Origin of the sequence: Anaerococcus tetradius ATCC 35098, from assembly GCF_000159095.1 — a bacterium.
Taxonomy (GTDB): Bacteria; Bacillota; Clostridia; order Tissierellales; family Peptoniphilaceae; genus Anaerococcus; species Anaerococcus tetradius.
This window is the reverse complement of the sequence record NZ_GG666297.1, coordinates 158925-176377: the sequence shown is the minus strand read 5'-3', so window position 1 is coordinate 176377 and position 17453 is coordinate 158925. Positions and strand designations below refer to the sequence as shown.

General features: G+C 35.4%; 19 protein-coding genes and 1 tRNA gene. 6 read left to right on the top strand and 14 right to left on the bottom strand.

Going from position 1 to position 17453, the window contains the following annotated elements:
• Positions 1–6: 6 nt before the first annotated feature.
• From HMPREF0077_RS06170 to HMPREF0077_RS06160, 3 genes are all read right to left on the bottom strand, one after another.
• Positions 7–1362 (bottom strand): PFL family protein, encoded by a 1356-nt coding sequence (locus HMPREF0077_RS06170; RefSeq protein ID WP_004837132.1) that lies wholly within the window; start codon positions 1360–1362, stop codon positions 7–9.
• Between the two features lie 2 nt (positions 1363–1364).
• Complete coding sequence (locus tag HMPREF0077_RS06165; RefSeq protein ID WP_004837131.1) at positions 1365–1634, bottom strand: ACT domain-containing protein; 270 nt, start codon at positions 1632–1634, stop codon at positions 1365–1367.
• Positions 1635–1860: 226 nt separating this feature from the next.
• Positions 1861–2727, bottom strand: a complete 867-nt coding sequence (locus HMPREF0077_RS06160; RefSeq protein WP_004837130.1) for an aggregation-promoting factor C-terminal-like domain-containing protein — start codon at positions 2725–2727, stop codon at positions 1861–1863.
• Between the two features lie 394 nt (positions 2728–3121).
• On the opposite strand from HMPREF0077_RS06160, the gene HMPREF0077_RS06155 reads away from it, so the two are divergent.
• From HMPREF0077_RS06155 to HMPREF0077_RS06145, 3 genes are read left to right on the top strand one after another with little or no spacing between them, the layout of a single operon-like run.
• On the top strand, positions 3122–4159 hold the full coding sequence (locus tag HMPREF0077_RS06155; RefSeq protein WP_004837129.1) for a D-alanine--D-alanine ligase family protein: 1038 nt from the start codon (positions 3122–3124) through the stop codon (positions 4157–4159).
• A complete protein-coding gene (locus tag HMPREF0077_RS06150; RefSeq protein ID WP_004837128.1) occupies positions 4156–5538 on the top strand; it encodes a UDP-N-acetylmuramoyl-tripeptide--D-alanyl-D-alanine ligase in 1383 nt (460 codons plus the stop codon). The genes HMPREF0077_RS06155 and HMPREF0077_RS06150 overlap by 4 nt, the downstream gene beginning before the upstream one ends.
• A 31-nt stretch (positions 5539–5569) precedes the next feature.
• Entirely contained in the window at positions 5570–6502 is a 933-nt protein-coding gene (locus HMPREF0077_RS06145; RefSeq protein ID WP_004837127.1) for a 1-phosphofructokinase family hexose kinase, read from the top strand.
• A gap of 57 nt (positions 6503–6559) precedes the next feature.
• Here HMPREF0077_RS06145 and HMPREF0077_RS06140 read toward each other — a convergent pair whose 3' ends face one another.
• From HMPREF0077_RS06140 to cls, 6 genes are all read right to left on the bottom strand, one after another.
• Positions 6560–7252, bottom strand: a complete 693-nt coding sequence (locus HMPREF0077_RS06140) for an HAD family hydrolase (protein ID WP_004837126.1) — start codon at positions 7250–7252, stop codon at positions 6560–6562.
• Complete coding sequence (locus HMPREF0077_RS06135; RefSeq protein WP_004837125.1) at positions 7249–7695, bottom strand: deoxycytidylate deaminase; 447 nt, start codon at positions 7693–7695, stop codon at positions 7249–7251. The genes HMPREF0077_RS06140 and HMPREF0077_RS06135 overlap by 4 nt, the downstream gene beginning before the upstream one ends.
• Positions 7696–7704: 9 nt before the next feature.
• A complete protein-coding gene (locus tag HMPREF0077_RS06130) occupies positions 7705–8949 on the bottom strand; it encodes a hypothetical protein (RefSeq protein ID WP_004837124.1) in 1245 nt (414 codons plus the stop codon).
• Entirely contained in the window at positions 8942–9811 is an 870-nt protein-coding gene (locus HMPREF0077_RS06125) for an ATP-binding cassette domain-containing protein (protein ID WP_004837123.1), read from the bottom strand. Before HMPREF0077_RS06125 ends, HMPREF0077_RS06130 begins: the two co-directional genes overlap by 8 nt.
• Complete coding sequence (locus HMPREF0077_RS06120; RefSeq protein ID WP_040349514.1) at positions 9801–10175, bottom strand: GntR family transcriptional regulator; 375 nt, start codon at positions 10173–10175, stop codon at positions 9801–9803. Before HMPREF0077_RS06120 ends, HMPREF0077_RS06125 begins: the two co-directional genes overlap by 11 nt.
• Before the next feature lie 143 nt (positions 10176–10318).
• The gene (gene cls / locus HMPREF0077_RS06115; protein ID WP_004837121.1) at positions 10319–11911 is read right to left on the bottom strand and encodes a cardiolipin synthase; all 1593 of its coding nucleotides are present in this window, start codon (positions 11909–11911) and stop codon (positions 10319–10321) included.
• 102 nt (positions 11912–12013) lie between these two features.
• Between cls and HMPREF0077_RS06110 the strand changes: the two genes are divergently transcribed.
• The 3 genes from HMPREF0077_RS06110 (at position 12014) to HMPREF0077_RS06100 (ending at position 14255) form a co-directional block, all read left to right on the top strand.
• Positions 12014–12766: a PfkB family carbohydrate kinase gene (locus HMPREF0077_RS06110; RefSeq protein ID WP_004837120.1), complete on the top strand. Its 753-nt coding sequence runs from the start codon at positions 12014–12016 to the stop codon at positions 12764–12766.
• Positions 12767–12778: 12 nt separating this feature from the next.
• Positions 12779–14119, top strand: a complete 1341-nt coding sequence (locus tag HMPREF0077_RS06105; RefSeq protein ID WP_004837119.1) for an MATE family efflux transporter — start codon at positions 12779–12781, stop codon at positions 14117–14119.
• Between the two features lie 60 nt (positions 14120–14179).
• A tRNA-Ala gene (locus tag HMPREF0077_RS06100) sits at positions 14180–14255 on the top strand.
• A 271-nt stretch (positions 14256–14526) separates the two neighbouring features.
• Here HMPREF0077_RS06100 and HMPREF0077_RS06095 read toward each other — a convergent pair.
• The 5 genes from HMPREF0077_RS06095 to HMPREF0077_RS06075 form a co-directional block, all read right to left on the bottom strand.
• A complete protein-coding gene (locus tag HMPREF0077_RS06095) occupies positions 14527–15276 on the bottom strand; it encodes an endolysin-like domain-containing protein (protein ID WP_004837118.1) in 750 nt (249 codons plus the stop codon).
• Positions 15276–15656 carry a hypothetical protein gene (locus HMPREF0077_RS06090; RefSeq protein WP_004837117.1) on the bottom strand — a complete coding sequence of 127 codons (381 nt, stop codon included), beginning with the start codon at positions 15654–15656 and terminating at the stop codon, positions 15276–15278. The genes HMPREF0077_RS06095 and HMPREF0077_RS06090 overlap by 1 nt, the downstream gene beginning before the upstream one ends.
• Positions 15657–15702: 46 nt before the next feature.
• Entirely contained in the window at positions 15703–16068 is a 366-nt protein-coding gene (locus HMPREF0077_RS06085) for a hypothetical protein (protein WP_004837116.1), read from the bottom strand.
• 53 nt (positions 16069–16121) lie between these two features.
• Positions 16122–16760 (bottom strand): carbohydrate-binding protein, encoded by a 639-nt coding sequence (locus tag HMPREF0077_RS06080; protein WP_004837115.1) that lies wholly within the window; start codon positions 16758–16760, stop codon positions 16122–16124.
• Positions 16761–16846: 86 nt separating this feature from the next.
• On the bottom strand, positions 16847–17350 hold the full coding sequence (locus HMPREF0077_RS06075) for a hypothetical protein (RefSeq protein ID WP_155811742.1): 504 nt from the start codon (positions 17348–17350) through the stop codon (positions 16847–16849).
• Positions 17351–17453 lie beyond the last annotated feature (103 nt).

Here is a 17453-nt window from a genome sequence, read left to right as displayed (position 1 = left end):
TTCTCCTTAGTTTTTAAATGAGTGAACAGGGGCTGGTATATGGCCACCTCTTTTTATCATTTTTTCTGAATTTGAATTTCCTATATCAATTATTGGTGCATAGCCCAAAAGACCACCGAATTGTGCGTAATCTCCAACTTTCTTGCCAACAACTGGAATAACTCTAACAGCAGTTGTCTTTGCATTGATCATACCAATAGCTGCCTCATCAGCAATTATTGCAGAGATAGTAGCCGCTGTTGTATCTCCTGGTATAGCTATCATATCAAGTCCGACTGAACATACACAAGTCATAGCTTCTAGTGTATCAAAGCTTAGATAGCCCCCATCTGCTGCCTTAATCATACCCTCATCTTCACTAACTGGAATGAAAGCTCCGGAAAGACCACCTACTGAGGCACTAGCCATAAGTCCTCCCTTTTTAACCGCATCATTGAGAAGAGCAAGGGCTGCTACCGTTCCATGGCCACCTACATTATCAATACCTATCTCTTCTAGGATTCTTCCAACAGAATCTCCTATGGCAGGTGTTGGTGCAAGGGATAAATCGAGAATACCAAACTCTTTGCCAAGTTTTTCGCAAACTTCCCTACCTACAAGTTCTCCCATCCTAGTAATTTTGAAGGCTGTCTTTTTGATTATCTCACAAATTTCATTAATTGGTAAATTATCCTTATTTGATATAGCAGACTTAACTACTCCAGGACCAGATACCCCAACATTAATTACAGTTTCAGCTTCACTTACCCCATGGAAGGCTCCAGCCATGAAGGGATTATCCTCAACAGCATTAGAAAAGATTACAAGCTTAGCACAACCTAGGCTATCACTTGAAGCTGTTCTTTGAGCTAAATCCTTAATAACTTCTCCGCACATAGCAACTGCATCCATATTAATACCTGCCTTGGTAGAGCCGACATTTACGCTAGAGCAAACCAAGTCTGTACTTGCTAGAGCTTTTGGGATAGACTTAATTAAAATCTCATCAGCCTTAGTCATACCCTTTTGAACAAGGGCAGAAAATCCTCCGATAAAGTCAACTCCTATATCCTTAGCCGCCCTATCTAGGCATTGGGCAAAGGGAGTATAATCGTCAAGATCGGTACTAGCTGCTATCAAAGAGATTGGTGTAACAGATATCCTGTTATTAATTATTGGCACCCCATAAATTTTTGAAACTTCCTTGGATACCTTAATAAAGTCCTTACTCTCTCTAATTAACTTGTTATAAATTTTTTCACAAGCGACTTTATAATCGCTATCTATACAATCAAGAAGGGAGATCCCCATGGTGAGGGTTCTAATATCGAGATTTTCCTCATCAAGCATCTTGATTGTTTCAATTATATTATTCCTATCCATACTTATATCCTGTGCATTGCATCAAAAAGCTTTTCGTTTTGAATTCTAATTTCTAGACCTGTTTGTTCGCTTAACTTATCAAAAGCCTTGCCTATCTCTGTAAAATCAGCATTAGCTTTGGATAAATCAATATTAAACATACCTGCAAATTGATCGACCATTATGGTTTGGCTTAAATCTAGGATGTTAATATTGTATTCGTAAAGTATTTTTGATACTTTATAGATTATTCCTGCTTGATCAAGTCCTATAACTGTTAATATGGCTTTCATTATTTCCTCCTGGATATTCTTATAATTATCATTTTACCCTTTTCTCAATTAGTGCAAAGAAAAATAATCCAGCAAATTAAAAAGTAGAAAGTCCTAAGGATAAACTTAGTAACTTTCTACTTTGATTTTCTATATATTATCTAATTAAGCAGATCTTCTAGGTATTTAGCCTAGGATAAGTCTTTTTCTAATTATCATAAGCTCCATAATAATTGTAAGCTTATTTTTAATACCAACCGTTATTAGCCCAGAATGCTTGAGCATTTTCCCATGAACCATATCTTCCATATACATATGAATCTGCAGCAGCTTCTTGTTCTGCTGGACTTGCTCCGTAGCTTACTAGAGCTGGATTAAGTTGATACCTTCCGTAGTAACCACCATTTGGATTATAAGCTGTGTATGATCCACCAGATTCTCTTTGAGCTATCCATTCTTTTGCCCAGTTTGAATCTCCTTGGTAAGAAGAATTGTCTTCTCCGCTGTAATCTTGAGAGCTATTGTTAGATCCATTGTCATAGTAAGTTACTTCTTCTGTATAAGTGTAGCTTGGTTCTTGGTAATTTTGTGAATTGTTATTTGATTTTTTAGCTACTTTTTTCTTTTCTTTAGCATTTTTGTTTCTTTCGTTGAAAGATTTAAGAAGATTATTGTATATGTATCCTTCTTCGCCATTATGTTTAACTTTTACAAAGCCATTGTCAGCTTCTTCTATAACTTCTACTATATCACCTTCGTTTAGAACTTTGATTACCTTTGATGATAATTTTGCAGCATCTCTAAAGTTTGCTGGAGCTATAACTTCTGTTTCAGCTGTTAGTTTGAACCAAGATGTTCCTACGAATGCTTCTTTTCCTTCAAAGTCAATTCTATACCAGCCATTTGACTTGCCTAGGACTTCGTATGACTTGTTTGAGTCTTTGATTTGTCCTATAACATTGTTCTTTTCTTCAGCTGAATTTCTTACGTTAACTACTTTTGCTTTATTTGTATCTAGGTTAATTCTATCTGCCTTTGCTTCTTTCGATCCTATCGAGAATACAGTCGGTAATACTAGGGCTGCTGCTAGGGCATATTTTGTTAATCTGTTCATTTTTTCCTCTTTCTATATATCAATGATTATTTTCAAAATTTTCTTGTAACAATAGTTACAAATTATTAACAGTTCTTATTTACATTTGTTATTGTACCTTTTAATTGTGTGAAAATTATGTAGATTTTAAATTTAGGCTATTTTGTCTTGTAGGTGTTGGTATATCGCACTTTGCCAAATTAAATTGCCTAGGTTTTTTTAGGAGTTAGCGTTTTTCTCCCTTATTTTTTTATTTACTTATTAAAATATTTCATATTTCCTCAAAAATAATTGTTACAAATGTAATATATTCCTGTTTCTATTCTGTAAGTCCTAGGCTAATTCTTTAATTATTAGCCCATTTTTTCTACAAGTAGTATAATCTTCATAGAATTTATATGAAAGAGAGCAAGTAATGATTAATGTCTATATTTTATGTGGAAGTCCTTCAAGTGAACATGATATTTCACTAAGAAGTGCCCTAAACATATCTAAGAATTTGAATGAAGAGAAATATAAAATTAAACTAGTTTATATTAATAAAGAAGGAGCTTATTCAGATAGCTTCGATAAGATAGATACAAGTGATGAATTCGACCTAGTTAGGGATATTAAGGTAAATAAAGCTAAGTCAATAGCAAATTTCCTCGATAGCCTTAGCAAGGAAGATTTGAGTGAAACCATAATTATTCCCGCAGTTCACGGAACCTATGGAGAAGATGGAACTATTCAAGGTCTTCTTGATGTAGCTGGTCTTAAATATATTGGTAATGGTCTTCTTTCATCCGCTATTTGCATGGATAAGGTTACAAGTAATGATATTTTTGAGAAGAATAATTTACGTCAAGCAAAATACCTCTATACTAATAGGGAAGGCTTTGGTGAAAGTTTCGCTCAGAAGTGCATTGATGAGATTGGCCTTCCTCTTATAGTTAAGCCTTCAGCTAATGGTTCATCTGTTGGTGTTAGTAAGGTTACTAGCAAAGAAGAACTCCTCGAGGCTGGATATTTGGCCCTTAAATATGACAAAAAGGTCTTAGTAGAAGAGCTTATTGTCGGTCAAGAAATCGAATTTGCTGTAGTTGGCCATATGAATCCTGATGTTTCAAGACCGGGTGCTTATATATCCGATCATACTTTCCTAGATTATGATGCCAAATACTTTTCAAAGACTACCAAGGAATCTCTTCCTTATGACCTAGACGATGACAAGCTAAAAGAGGCCCAAGATTTTGTAAGAAAGGCTTATGAAGTCTGTGGTTGCGAAGGCTTTGCCAGGGTCGATATTTTCTATGGAGAAGATGGTAATTTTTATGTAAATGAAATAAATACCTTCCCAGGCTTTACTCCTAGTTCTTTCTTTGCGAGACTTTGCGAGTTGATGTATAAGAAAAACTTCTCAGAAGTTTTGGATATCTTGATTGATGATGGCTTAGAAAGGTGGTCTAAATGATAGAAAGAAGTCTTGGTGAAATTTCTCGAATGTTAAAGGCTGAGCTTTGTGATAAGGCCTATGACTCCCACATGATAAAGGGCGTTTCAACTGATTCTAGGACCATCCAAGAAGGAAATCTCTATATCCCCCTAGTTGGTGAAGTTTTTGATGGCAGACTTTTTATTAAGGAGTGCGAAGATAAAAAGGCAGCTGCCTTCCTTATAGATAAGGATTACAAGATTAAAAATAACATTTCCATCCCTTATATAAGAGTTGATGATACCCTAAAGGCCCTCCAAGCTTTAGCAAAGGCCTATAGAAATGAGCTTTCTTCAACTAAAATCATAGGCATTACTGGTTCTAATGGAAAGACTACTACTAAGGACCTCCTCTACGAAGTCCTCAAGAAAAAATTCAATGTTCAAAAAACCATCGGCAATCTCAACAACGAGATAGGAGTTCCAAAAACCATCCTAAGTCTTCGTGAAGATTGCGAAGTTGCTATTGTAGAAATGGGAACTGATAGTTTCGGTGACATCTCCCTAACTACAAGTATAGTTAAGCCAGATATAGCTCTTATCACTAATATCGGGGATAGTCACTTGGAGAAGTTAAAGACTAAGGAAGGAATCCTAAAGGCTAAGATGGAAATAGTTGAGGGCTTAAATCCAGAAGGATATTTTATCTATAATGGTGATGACCCAACTATCAAAAAAGATATTTCCTTATATACTATAAAGCAAAAAAAGATTAGTTTTGGGGAAAATGATGACAATGACTTTGTAGTAAAGGATGTAGGAGAAAAGCTTGCTAAGGTTAGCTTTAGCCATGACGGTGACGTTTACGAAATTCCCCTCTTGGGCAGCCACAATGTCTATAATGGTGGTGCCTGCCTCTTGATTTCTAGCCTTTTAGGCCTTAGTAAGGAGCAAATCAAAGAAGGGCTTTTGGAAGTAACTCCCGCTAATAACAGATCTAGAATTATAGAATTTGATGGCTTCGATGTCTTGGACGATTGCTATAAATCTAATCCCCAATCCCTAAGAAGTGGTCTTAATACTACAAAAATGTTGGGAGGCTACGATAATAAAATCCTAGTCCTTGGTGATATGCTTGAGTTGGGAGAAAGTGAAAAAGATCTCCACTATCAAGTTGGAAAAGAAATTGATCCTAAAGATGTTCATTACTGTTTGTTTTTTGGCGAACTCTCCTATTATATGTACCAAGGGGCCTTGGAGAATTTCCCAAAAAATAGACTCTTTCATTTCACCAGCAAGAATGATTTAATTGATAAGTTAAAATCCTTAATAACTAGATCAAGCCTATTGTTTGTAAAGGGTAGCCATGGCATGCACATGGAAGAAATTATAGAAAGTATAAGTAAGCTAAAATTGTAATAGAAAAGAATAATAATAGTAAGGAGTAATAATGATTTATACCGTAACACTTAACCCATCCATCGACCTTTTCGTGGAGCTTAAGCATCTCAATCTCGGCCAGGAAAATGACATACTTTCAGAAAGATCTGTTCCTGGTGGTAAGGCACTTAATGTATCAAGGATTCTTTCTTCCTTGAGGATTCCAACCATAGCTACAGGCTTTGTAGGAGGCTTTCAAGGTGAGTTTATCACTGATTGGTTGACCCGCGAAAATATAAGAACTAATTTCGTAAAGATGGCTAACCACAACAGAACTAATATCAAACTTTTCGAAAACAACGAAGAAACCATGATTAACTTCCCAGGACCAACTATCAAGTCTAACGAAGTTGACGAGCTAGTTTATTTCCTATCAAGGGCTAGAGAGGGAGATACTATTATCTTTGGTGGTTCAGTTCCACCAATGGAAGATGGCCTAGATAATGATATCTATACAAGACTTGTTTCTGTAGCTACTGCCAACGGAGCAGACTTTATTGCGGATGTTCCTGCTAGATATCTACTTGATATTGTCAAGGAAAAACCTCTCTTGGTTAAGCCAAATGGCGAGGATATAGAAGAAATTTTCAATGTGAGAATAGAAGATAAGATGGACTATATCCCTTATGGAAAAAAACTTATAAATATGGGAGCAAAGTATGTAATAATCTCCTATGGAGCAAATGGTTCAATGTTTTTTGTCGGTGATGACGTATATGAGTCAACCCCAATTGATGATGGACAAAAAATCATCAACACAGTCGCTTGTAGGGATGCTATGATTGCTGGATTTTTGGGAACAATAGTTCGTGACGGTGATCCAATCGAATCTTACAGGGTTTCTGTCGCAAGTGCTGCAGCAACTGCAAGAGTTCTTGACCTTCCTAGTAGGGAAGAAATAATAAGAAGTCTTGATTTCGTAAATGTCGATAAAATCAACTAATTTACACAACAAAAAGCACCTCGTCCTGTCTTTTCTAGACAGAGCCTGGTGCTTTACTTATGTCCATTTTTCTATATTTTCTATAAGTTCTTCTATGTTTTCAACCTTATAATTAGAAACCTTCAAGACTTCTTCTTCGCTTACATAATTTAGGGTGAAGGACAGCCTGCTTGCTTCTAGGAAGGAAATGTCGTTTAGGTCATCTCCTATGGAGTAAATTTCCTTATCGTAGCCATAGAAGTCCTTGATAAATTCAATGCCTGTTTTCTTAGATACTTGCTTGTTTATAACATCAATTACACCAATCGACTTGTGAAAGGAAAAATCTTCATCGAATGGATTGTCCAAATTTTTATCGCTATAAATAGCAAGGGCTAGAATTTCTTCTCGATCTATGATTTCATCAAGCCTATCTAGTCTCCTGGACTTATCGGTAAAGATTTTGATAGGAAAATATGGCTTATAAAAATTTATTAGCCTAGCTACTTTAGTCTTATCTAGGGTAAATTTTACCAATTCAGTCATAGCTTTTTCATTTCTTATCAGGATATGAGAGCCATTATTGGCTATAACAAAGTCAGGACTAAGCTTTCCCTCGATTAGTTTATTTAAAGAATGAAAGCTCCTGCCAGTAACTATACCAAAGAGATTGCCCCTATCCTGGAAGGACTTAATAGACCTAAGGTCCCCTTCCCTAAGCTTGTTTCTTATAAGAAGGGTTCCATCAAAGTCCGAGGCTATTATTTTCATAAATCATCCCTTATTTCGATTTTCTCAAAACTTATATGATTTCTATTAAGAAGTTCTACTGCATAATCGTCCATCCTGTAGGCTTCATTGTAATAAATCTTCTTTATTCCTGCCTGGATAAGGGATTTGGTGCAATTTAGGCATGGAAAATGAGTTACATAACAAATAGTATTCTTAGTTGCTATGCCCTCCTTGGCACAGTATAAAATAGCATTCATCTCAGCGTGAATTGTTGCTATACAATGGCCATCACGCATGGTATGACCTACTTCGTCACAATGAGGGTTACCCTTTATCGATCCATTGTATCCTGTGGAAACTATCCTATTTTCTTCATTTACCAAAACGCAACCCACATAGGCCCTGTCGCAAGTTCCACGTCTTGCGACAGTCTTTGCGAGTTTCATAAAATATTCTTGCCAACTTAATCTATCTTTAGCCATACTTACTCCTTAAAATTTTAGTCTTATCTTAAATAGCATATCAAAGAATTTATAACTTATCAATAAGGCGAGTATAAATATTATTACTATAACAGGACTAATCTTTTGAACAAATACGCTTGCTAGTATGCTGGTCATAAGATTAGCAAGGGTTAGGCTTGCCATTAGCTTACAAAATACTCCTAGCTTTTTATTTGCTATCATATAACCGCTTCTTTCGCTACTTTGATTCTTGCTAAGATATAGGGCAAGGATGAATATTACAAGTGCCACGATGAGAAAGGCAAGAATTGTAATAAGACTATCTACTCTCATATAGCTAAGAGACATGAGGGTTTTAAAGAAAGGGTTAAGTCTTCCTTCAAAACTTCTTATTAGATCTTCAACCCTCCCAGCAAAGTCAGAGGAAAAAGCATTCAAGGTCATGTTTAAATTAACCCTATAAAGTTCGAAGCCTGCGAATGTCATTATATAAAGACCCAAATGGCCTAGGAAATTTCCCCCTATAAAACCTAGGGAAGTAGAAATTATACTTGCTCCCAAGAAAATAAGGATATTTCTTAAAATTTGCCCAGCTATTAAAGAAAAACTTACCACTTTTCCAAAGGCTGAAGCCTTCAAGATAAAGGCGAGTACTAGGGTATTTATAGCAAAAATCACCATTCCAAAGAGAAAAACTATCCCTATTTTCATTATTAGTTCATCTTTCTTTTTCCATGGCATAAGTCTTGTAAAATCATAAATTGCCAAAGATTGCTCAAGACTTGTAATGCTTAGAGCAAAAAGGCCTATAAAGATTACTATAGGAAAGACTAGGGCCTCGTAGTAGCCTGACCCATTAAACTTTCCATCATCAAACTTCTCAAGAAAACTCCTGATATTATTATAAATATAATGAGCATCATAGCCACCATTCTTGCTAAGCCTTTCGAAGTAATCATCTTGGGCTTTTCCATCGACATCCAAACTAAAGACATCGTCATCATCGCAAAGCTTATACTTTCCCTTTAGCTTCAAGGCCTCAATTTTTATCTTATCTATGCTTTCTTCATTAATTTCAATATCTTCATTGTGTTTACCACCATACAAGTTTTCTCTCATATCTAAAACACAGTTGGTAAATCTCTCATAATCATTCTTTATATTATTCTGAACTAAAATTCCAACAGCCATAGTGCAAAAAATTGTTACTAGGAGTATCCAAACGGAAAATCTCTTCCAAGTAAATTTAAGTAAATCATTGAACTTACGCATTTTCTTCACCTCCCGCTTCAAGGTAAAAATAATCTTCAATCTTCGGACTTAGCAAATCGTACTGGGCTATGTCATCCCTAGCCAGCATTTTTTCTAGCCTATAATCATCATTAACTAGAAAAGTTGCTACCCTTCCTAGGCTTGAAACGAGGATTAGGGATTCTTTTAGGTCTTTGGCGATTTCTTCCTTAAAGACTATCTGAACCTTCTTTAGCTTATTGATTTTCTTATCACTTGTATCAATCAACTTACCATCAACTGTAAGATAGTAAATATAATCACTTAAACCTGAAAGTTGGTCTAGCTCATGGCTTGAGGCAAAAACTGATCGACCTTCGTCTTTTGCATCCAAAAGATAGGACATAATAAGCTTTTTGTTAAGAACATCCATCCCATCTAATATCTCATCAACCAAGAGAATTTTAGCCTTAGTAGCAAGGATTGTAATAAGACCTGTAATATTTTTTTGCCCCTTGGATAGGCTCCTTAAGTTGAGATTTGGGTTGATTTTTAGTTTGTTAAGCTCAGTAAAGAAAAATCCACTATCGAAATTCTTATAAATCACTGAATAAAAATCTCCTATATCTTTAATCTTGTAATAATTAAAGTAATCAAATCTATCAGGCAAAAAGGCGATATTTGCAATTAAGTCTGGTTTATCCCTAAGTTTTTTATCATCTAAGAAAAATCCACCCCCATCACAATCATATATTCCACACAAGCACTTGAGTAGAGTCGTCTTACCAGAACCATTACGGCCGACAAGGCCTATTATCATCCCCTCTTCAAGGCCGAAGGAAATATTATCGAGAACTTTCTTCTCCCCAAAAGATTTGCTAATATTATTTGCTCTAATCTTCATATAAATTCCTTTCTGTCTTATCAAAAATTCCAATAATCTCATCCTTGCTAAAGCCTAAGAAAATCGCCTCCTTAAAATCATCCACGAGAACTCTTTCAAACTCATCCTTGGATGAGGAAAGCTTCTTCGAATCAATTTTAATGAAAGTCCCTATGCCAGGCCTAGTTTCGATTAAGCCAAGTCTATCAAGTTCCTTAAAGGCCTTAGATACTGTAGTCTGATTAATAGATAGGCTTTTGGATAATTCCCTTACTGAAGGAAACTTATCTCCATCCTTAAAATAGCCCGCAGCTATAAATGACTTGGTTTCATCGACTATCTGCATGTACAAGGGGATTTCAGAAGAAAAACTAATATTAAACATGAATCCTCCTTTATGGTGTTTGGTCATATACCATACGCTACTTAATTAAATTATATCAGCTACTAAAATTTTTGCAAGAGCTTATGAAAATTTCCAACAAAAAACTTCCCGAAGTATTAACCACGAGAAGTTAAGTTTTAAGCCTACATCAACACTGCAAAAGGCTTGGCGATTTTGGCGAATAATTTTGATACTATTTTAATATTTTCTACATCTTCCATATTTATTTCAGTCCCAATATCGAAAAATATGTCGAAGTCATTTTTTATTTCAACTAGGCTATTTGATTTGTACATATATAGGCCACACTCGAAGTTTTGGTAGAGGGCCCTATAATCAAGATTGACCGTACCGACAAAGGCTACCTTATCATCAGCAAGCCAAGTTTTTGAGTGAACAAAGCCTGGAGTATATTCAAAAATCCTCACTCCAGCTTCTATTAGTTCCTTGTAATGGTCTTTGGCAAGGGCAAAAGCAATTTTCTTATCTGGTATATGAGGTAGGCAAATCCTAAAGTCTATACCTGACTTAGCCGCAAGCTTGATGGAATTTCTTATCTCTTCATCAATTATTAGATAGGGACTCATCAAGTAGACATAATTTTTGGCCTTGTTTATGGTATCAAGAAGGACATTTTTGGAGATTGTTTCGTTATCCAAAGGATTGTCGGAAAATGGAATGTAGAAGCCTGAGGCTTCTTTGTTTGGATACATCTTTAGGTAGGGACTGTAGTCTTCTGACTTACTAGCCAAGGATGACCACATATTTAAAAACATTATACTAAAGCTTTTTACAGCAGAGCCTTCAATTCTTACCCCGCTATCCTTCCAATGGCCAAATCTTTCAAAGACATTGATGTATTCATCCGAAAGATTTATTCCTCCAGTATAGCCAACCTTGCCATCAATAACCATGACCTTCCTGTGATCCCTATTGTTCTGATAGGTTGATACTATAGGATACATCTTGGAAAAGACCCTACATTCTATGCCAAGACTTGCCATCTCTAGGGGAAAGTTCGACTTTAATCTAGTGATTAGATTTGACCCATCAATTAATAGCCTAACTTCTACACCTTCCTTAGCCTTTTTTACTAGCTCTTCAAGGAGGCTTCCCCACATATAACCATAATCTACTATGAAAAATTCCAAGAATATAAACTTTTGGGCCTTCTTAACATCTTCAAGCATGGCCTCGAACATATCATCTCCAACCTTATAGTAAGTGGATGATGTATTCCTATAAGTCGGAAAACCACCAACATCATCTAGGTACTTGGCTATGGGATAAATTCTCTTCTCCCTATCCTCGATTCTCTCGTAGAGGTCCTTATCCTTATCGAAATATTTTCTAGATTCTTCATCAAGATTTAATACCTTCCTCTGTTCAGTCTTATAACCTAAAGAGTAATGGCTCATAATGAAGGCAATTATACCAAAAGTTGGAAAGATTGCTATTAACAAAAACCAAGAAAGCTTGTTAGCGTTGGATACATTTCTCATATTAAGTATTACAAGCATTATGAGAAGCTTGGATAGGCTATCTCCTCCCAAAAGATAGCTGATACCAATATTAGCATTGTAATAAAAATATATCATAAAAAGGATTTGTAAAATAACAAGAAGGACAAAAAGTCCGGCACGAGAAAATATTAGATTACCCAAACTGCTCCTTGTCTTTTTCACATATTTATTTTCATTTATTTTGTTGATAATATTTTTATTGAACTTATACATACCTTCATTATATCATTAAGGCTAAAATCTTTACAATATTTTCAAAAAGTTGGTGTTGACATAAGCTAGATAATTCATAAGATATAAGGTGAGGTGAAAAATATGAAAAATATACTTATTATAAATGATTTTGTTTCCTTAGGCAAAATCGCCGGTAAAATGATGGAAAATATCCTGTCTTATAAGGGACATAATACCTTTTTCTTGCCAACAGCCCTTATAGCAAATAATTTTTCCTACGGAAAAAACGCAATACTAGATTGTACTACATACCTAGAAGATTCTTTGAAGAATTGGGATGACTTAGCTTTTAAATTCGACCTAATCTCAATCGGCTACATCCACAATACTAAGCAAAGGGATATAATCTACGATTACATCAAGAATCTTTCCTATGAAACAACTATTCTCTTCGACCCAATAATGGGCGATGATGGTAGCCTATACCCAAGCATTGACGAAACTATCCTAAACAATTACAAATCCTTACTTGAAATAGCAGATATTATCACCCCAAACTCTACCGAGGCCAAATTCCTTGACCTAGACTACGAAAAGTTAAAAAAATCTGGCAAGAAATTCATCATTACCTCAGTAAAAGAAAATGACGAATATTTTGTCAAAGGTTACGATACTTATGACTACAAAGTAGCCTTCAAGAAGCTTCCAAACAGACTTACAGGAACTGGAGATCTTTTTGACGGCCTATTTATAGCCTATTATTTGGAGGGATTTTCTATAGAAGAAGCTACTAGAAAAACTGTAACAAGCATCTCTAAAATCTACAAAAAAGTAATAGAAGAAAGTAAAGAAGACAATATCAACATAGAAAAATACCTAGATTTAATAGATTAGAAAGAAGGAGACTTGGAACGTAAAGCTTATTGGAAAAAATCTATAGGGATTGCCTGGCCAGCCCTCTTAGAATTTTTCTTTATTTCAATCGCAGATATAATTGATACCTTCATGGTATCGGGCATGGGGCCTAGTGCAGTCGCTGCAGTCGGTCTTACTACCCAACCTAAATTTATAGCCCTAACCATATTCTTTTCGATAAATGCTGCCGTTTCTGCCCTAGTAGCTAGAAGGCAGGGAGAAGGAAATAGGAATGAAGCAAACAGAACACTTATTACTGCCATCTACATCGTAATTTCCTTTGTTATTCTCGTTGATCTAGTTATGATTCCATTTCTAGACCCAATCCTAAAATTCGCAGGCTCAAATAGCGAAACCCATGACCTATCTATCCAATACTTTCAAATAATCATGGGTGGAATAATCTTTAATGCCATAGCCATGGTAATAAACGCTGGCCACAGGGGTTGCGGTAACACCAGGATAGCCTTCATATCAAACCTTATAAGCTCCCTTGTCAATATGACCTTCAACTACCTACTTATCTATGGAAACTTCGGATTTCCTGCTTTGGGCATAAGGGGAGCAGCCATAGCTACAGTTCTAGGAACCTTTGTGGCAAGTCTTATGTGTATAATTTCCCTAACAAGGAAAGCTTCCTACCTAAACTTTGCCCACTTTCTTAAAGTTAAATTCGCCTACAGCAAAAATATAGGCAAATCCATAGCTAATTTAGGCTTTAATATTTTTGTAGAAAATGTTTCAGCTAGGATTGGTTTCCTAATAACTGCCATAACCGCAGCAAGCCTCGGCACAGAAATATTTGCTGCCCACAATGTAGGAATGAATCTCCTATCCCTAAACTTCTCCCTAGGTAACGGTATGCAAGTTGCAGCAATAGCCCTTTCTGGAAATGCCCTCGGTGCAGAAGATAAAGAAGCTGCCAAGACCTATGGCAAGGTCTGCCAGGAAATAGGCTTCGCCCTATCCGTCATAGTATCAATAATCTTGATATTATTTGGAAGGAATATATTCGGCCTCTTCTTTACAGACAAAAAAATCATCGAATACGGAGTAATAATAACGAGATTTCTAACCCTCATAGTCCTCCTACAAATATCTCAAACCATCTATGGAGGCTGTCTAAGAGCTGCAGGAGATGTAAAATACACCCTCCTCGTAGCCCTAGTATCAGTAACCTTCATAAGAAGTGCTGTAACCCTACTAGCAGTCCATATCTTAGGTCTTGGAATAGTAGGAATATGGCTAGGCATACTTTCTGATCAAACATCAAGATTTGTAAGCCTAAGATACAGATTCTACCAAGGAGACTGGGTTGACAAAAAAATATAAACAAGCCACCTTACGATGGCTTGTTTTTTTAAAAAAAATATGCTAAAATAAAATCGACTTGGGGAATTAGCTCAGCTGGGAGAGCGCTTGACTGGCAGTCAAGAGGCCAGGGGTTCAAGTCCCCTATTCTCCACCAAGTAATAATTATACAAACATATAAACGCATATTGCGACATATCAACGCATAAGAAAAATATATATTCAGTTTATGGCATATAAAAGCATATAAAAACATATAAAAACATATGCTTGTAGTTAAAATGTAGTTAGTAGCAAATCGGTATAATAGAAGTTATAGAGACCATTTAACGGTCTCTTTTTTATTTATATCCTAATATTCATCCATACTATTAAACTAGAATCTAAAAAGGACCTGCCAAAAGGCAGGTCAAATTTAGATCTTAATTTTAGGCAATTCTTATCCAAGGACTAGTGTCTCCTGAAAGCCTCCTATATGCAACATATCTTCTAACTCCGCTCCATGAGATATAAGATATCCACCTGTAGCCGTCTCCCTCATAAACTGAGTCATAGTAGATTTTTTCTCCTTTTCCGTATTGAGCCACTACTGGAGCCTTTGTACTAGGAGCTGACCTTACATTGCATATCGCTTCAGTTACTCCGTACCAAGACTCATTCTTTATCAATCCAGAAGGCTTGCTTTTGAGACTTATTTTTTGACTTACTTGTTTATCATCTCCCACAAATCTTAAAACTGATGTCCAAGGATAATTGTAGTACCAGCTAGTGCATATCTCCCTGCCTGTCTGATCGCCTGTGTTTGCTCCTACTATATCTCCATATTCATCTATTTTAGCTCCAACAGTCTTACCATCACCAATATATATTTCAGTATGATGGTAGGAATTTAGGAGGATATCTCCTCTTTGTAGTCCTGATCCATTGCTTAAATTGACACTGTTAGTTACATCTTTAAATCCACATTTAATAAATGGAGTGTACATATTGCCTGTGTAGGTCGCTCCCTTAGTCTTTACTGGGATACCCGCCCACTCACAAACAGAAATAACTAAGGACGAACAGTCAAAGTCTGACCATGTGTTAGGTCTTCCCCATCTAGAGTATTGACTATATCCGTGCCTGTTATCGTTAGCTATATTTATTGCACTTTGTGTATATGTTTCTACTTTCCCCATTATTTACTCTCCTTTTGTCTTTTTACTTCATCTTCTAAGGCTTGGTTAATGTAGTCATTTAAATCTCCATAAGCTTTGCCTAAAATTTCTTTAGATTCATTATCCAAGATCTTTTCAATGGACGCTTTCGTATCATTCCATGCTTCTTCTTGGGAATTTCTATCAAATTTCCCATTTTCCTTTAGCTCCTTTACATAAGTTTGGTTAGTAGCTCCAACACATTTGCTTATTATATCCAATAACCTAGCTACTGCATCTCTAACCTTATAGTTTTCTATTGAGTTTATCTTTTCTTTGCTCAAATTACCTATATAAACAAATAGGTTCGCTAACACTAGTATTCCTACACTTGTTAATACTTTTACTAAAATATCATTCATATTTATCTCCTTGTGATTTTAAAAGGACTAGATTTTCTCTAGTCCCCTAACGTTTTAAACTTCTTACTTCTTCCTTGATTTCTTCTGCCATTGCTTTAGTTGCCAATTCTTGTGTTGTAGAACGTAATAAGTCAATCTTATCATCTATCTTATCAACTCTCGCATTTAGGTCATCAAAACTTTGTCTTGTATCGCAAGAATGTTTACTCAAACTTGTTTCGTGCAATTCCAACCTTGACGTGTTTTTTGCAATTATTTCCGTTAGTTTATCGTTTATCTCATTACTTCTTTCAAACTGCTTGTCTTGATTTTTTTGCCAAGTTCTTTTGTCTGAAATGTAGAAATATAAAAATAAACCTGCTATTACTATTAATATTCCATACTCGCTAATTGCTTTTGCTAATCCAAACACAATTTTCCCACTTCCTTTCTACTATATAAAAAAGAGAGTTTTCACTCCCTTTCTTATTGTGTTACTTCTTCCCAACCATCAGCGTATTGGTCTGGACTAAAGGTATTTGAGTCTATCTTAGATTGATATACTTTTCCATTAAATAAAACTTTATCTCCCTTATTATAAGCGTCATGAGCCCCTGTAGGTTGTTTAAATTCTGCTACTACTTCTGTTACTTCTCCAGCTCCATTTGTGATTTTCACGTTAAGAAACTCCGTATATAAGTTAGGTGTTGATGATGGTATCCATGTAGTTTGGCTTCTATGCTCTTGTTTAACTTCATACACCTTTCCATCAAAGGTGAATTTATCTTTTTCTTTATACTCTTTACCAATTTTGTATTCTTCATACCTAGATAAGATTTCTTCTTTTTGGTCTTTCGACAAGTCTTTAGCAAGTGTGATGGTCTTTAGTATAGACTTGATTGATTGCTCTTGCTCTTCTTGTCTTTTTGCTAAATCTTCTAAAGCCTTTGATGGGCTAAATTCTCTTGCAAGCTTGCTAATCGCTCTTTGCTCTAAGATATCATCTTCGACGTTTGTCAAATCTCCGCTGAAAGATACGACAAAATCTCTGTAAGGCTCTTGTAGAGTCAACCTTACCTTAGTTTCATCTGTTCCTGTGTAGTATGCTTTTTGTATTCTGTACATATGTGTACCTCCTTAAAATTTTTTATAAAAAAGAGAGAGCGTGTCCTCTCTTTCTTAGCTTTTGTATTGTTATCCGACTTTTGTATTTAAGATATTATCTTATACCCTGTAACAATCTTATCATTTACCCTAATAAGCTTAAACAATTTTTCATTGTTTTCAATATACAAATTACCATAATTATCCATTCTAAGCGTAATCTTATAAGTTGTATTTATAATATTTTTAAGATTACATACCATTTGCTCCTCTCCCTTGGAGTATTTATAAAGTTCAGTTTCTCTCAGAAAATAAATATCACCTTCCTTATCCCAGCAATAATATTTCGTATTATTAATTTCCCATTCCTTGTTGTTATTAGTGTCATACTTTATTAATGATTTGCTTACTATCAAATATAAATTATCTTTATCATCTAACTTATAATTTCTTAAATGTTTAACACTATAATCGTGTAAGAGTTTCCCATCTCCATCATACTTAATTAAGTTATATTTATCTTTACTCACATAAATATTACCTTGCTTATCACACATATAATTAATAGCACCACTAACTTCCCATGACTTAGAATTATCAACATTATACACAAGTATCTTAGTGGGAAATCTCACAATTAGCTTACCCTTACAATTAATACTAAATTTAGCAGCTATATCATCCTCACTTGCTAATAAGATATTTCCATCATCA

Excerpts from the sequence above, each read along its gene's own strand:
- HMPREF0077_RS06170 (WP_004837132.1), bottom strand. The coding sequence starts at position 1,362 with ATGGATAGGAATAATATAATTGAAACAATCAAGATGCTTGATGAGGAA.
- HMPREF0077_RS06165 (WP_004837131.1), bottom strand. The coding sequence starts at position 1,634 with ATGAAAGCCATATTAACAGTTATAGGACTTGATCAAGCAGGAATAATC.
- HMPREF0077_RS06160 (WP_004837130.1), bottom strand. The coding sequence starts at position 2,727 with ATGAACAGATTAACAAAATATGCCCTAGCAGCAGCCCTAGTATTACCG.
- HMPREF0077_RS06155 (WP_004837129.1), top strand. The coding sequence starts at position 3,122 with ATGATTAATGTCTATATTTTATGTGGAAGTCCTTCAAGTGAACATGAT.
- HMPREF0077_RS06150 (WP_004837128.1), top strand. The coding sequence starts at position 4,156 with ATGATAGAAAGAAGTCTTGGTGAAATTTCTCGAATGTTAAAGGCTGAG.
- HMPREF0077_RS06145 (WP_004837127.1), top strand. The coding sequence starts at position 5,570 with ATGATTTATACCGTAACACTTAACCCATCCATCGACCTTTTCGTGGAG.
- HMPREF0077_RS06140 (WP_004837126.1), bottom strand. The coding sequence starts at position 7,252 with ATGAAAATAATAGCCTCGGACTTTGATGGAACCCTTCTTATAAGAAAC.
- HMPREF0077_RS06135 (WP_004837125.1), bottom strand. The coding sequence starts at position 7,695 with ATGGCTAAAGATAGATTAAGTTGGCAAGAATATTTTATGAAACTCGCA.
- HMPREF0077_RS06130 (WP_004837124.1), bottom strand. The coding sequence starts at position 8,949 with ATGCGTAAGTTCAATGATTTACTTAAATTTACTTGGAAGAGATTTTCC.
- HMPREF0077_RS06125 (WP_004837123.1), bottom strand. The coding sequence starts at position 9,811 with ATGAAGATTAGAGCAAATAATATTAGCAAATCTTTTGGGGAGAAGAAA.
- HMPREF0077_RS06120 (WP_040349514.1), bottom strand. The coding sequence starts at position 10,175 with ATGTTTAATATTAGTTTTTCTTCTGAAATCCCCTTGTACATGCAGATA.
- cls (WP_004837121.1), bottom strand. The coding sequence starts at position 11,911 with ATGTATAAGTTCAATAAAAATATTATCAACAAAATAAATGAAAATAAA.
- HMPREF0077_RS06110 (WP_004837120.1), top strand. The coding sequence starts at position 12,014 with ATGAAAAATATACTTATTATAAATGATTTTGTTTCCTTAGGCAAAATC.
- HMPREF0077_RS06095 (WP_004837118.1), bottom strand. The coding sequence starts at position 15,276 with ATGGGGAAAGTAGAAACATATACACAAAGTGCAATAAATATAGCTAAC.
- HMPREF0077_RS06090 (WP_004837117.1), bottom strand. The coding sequence starts at position 15,656 with ATGAATGATATTTTAGTAAAAGTATTAACAAGTGTAGGAATACTAGTG.
- HMPREF0077_RS06080 (WP_004837115.1), bottom strand. The coding sequence starts at position 16,760 with ATGTACAGAATACAAAAAGCATACTACACAGGAACAGATGAAACTAAG.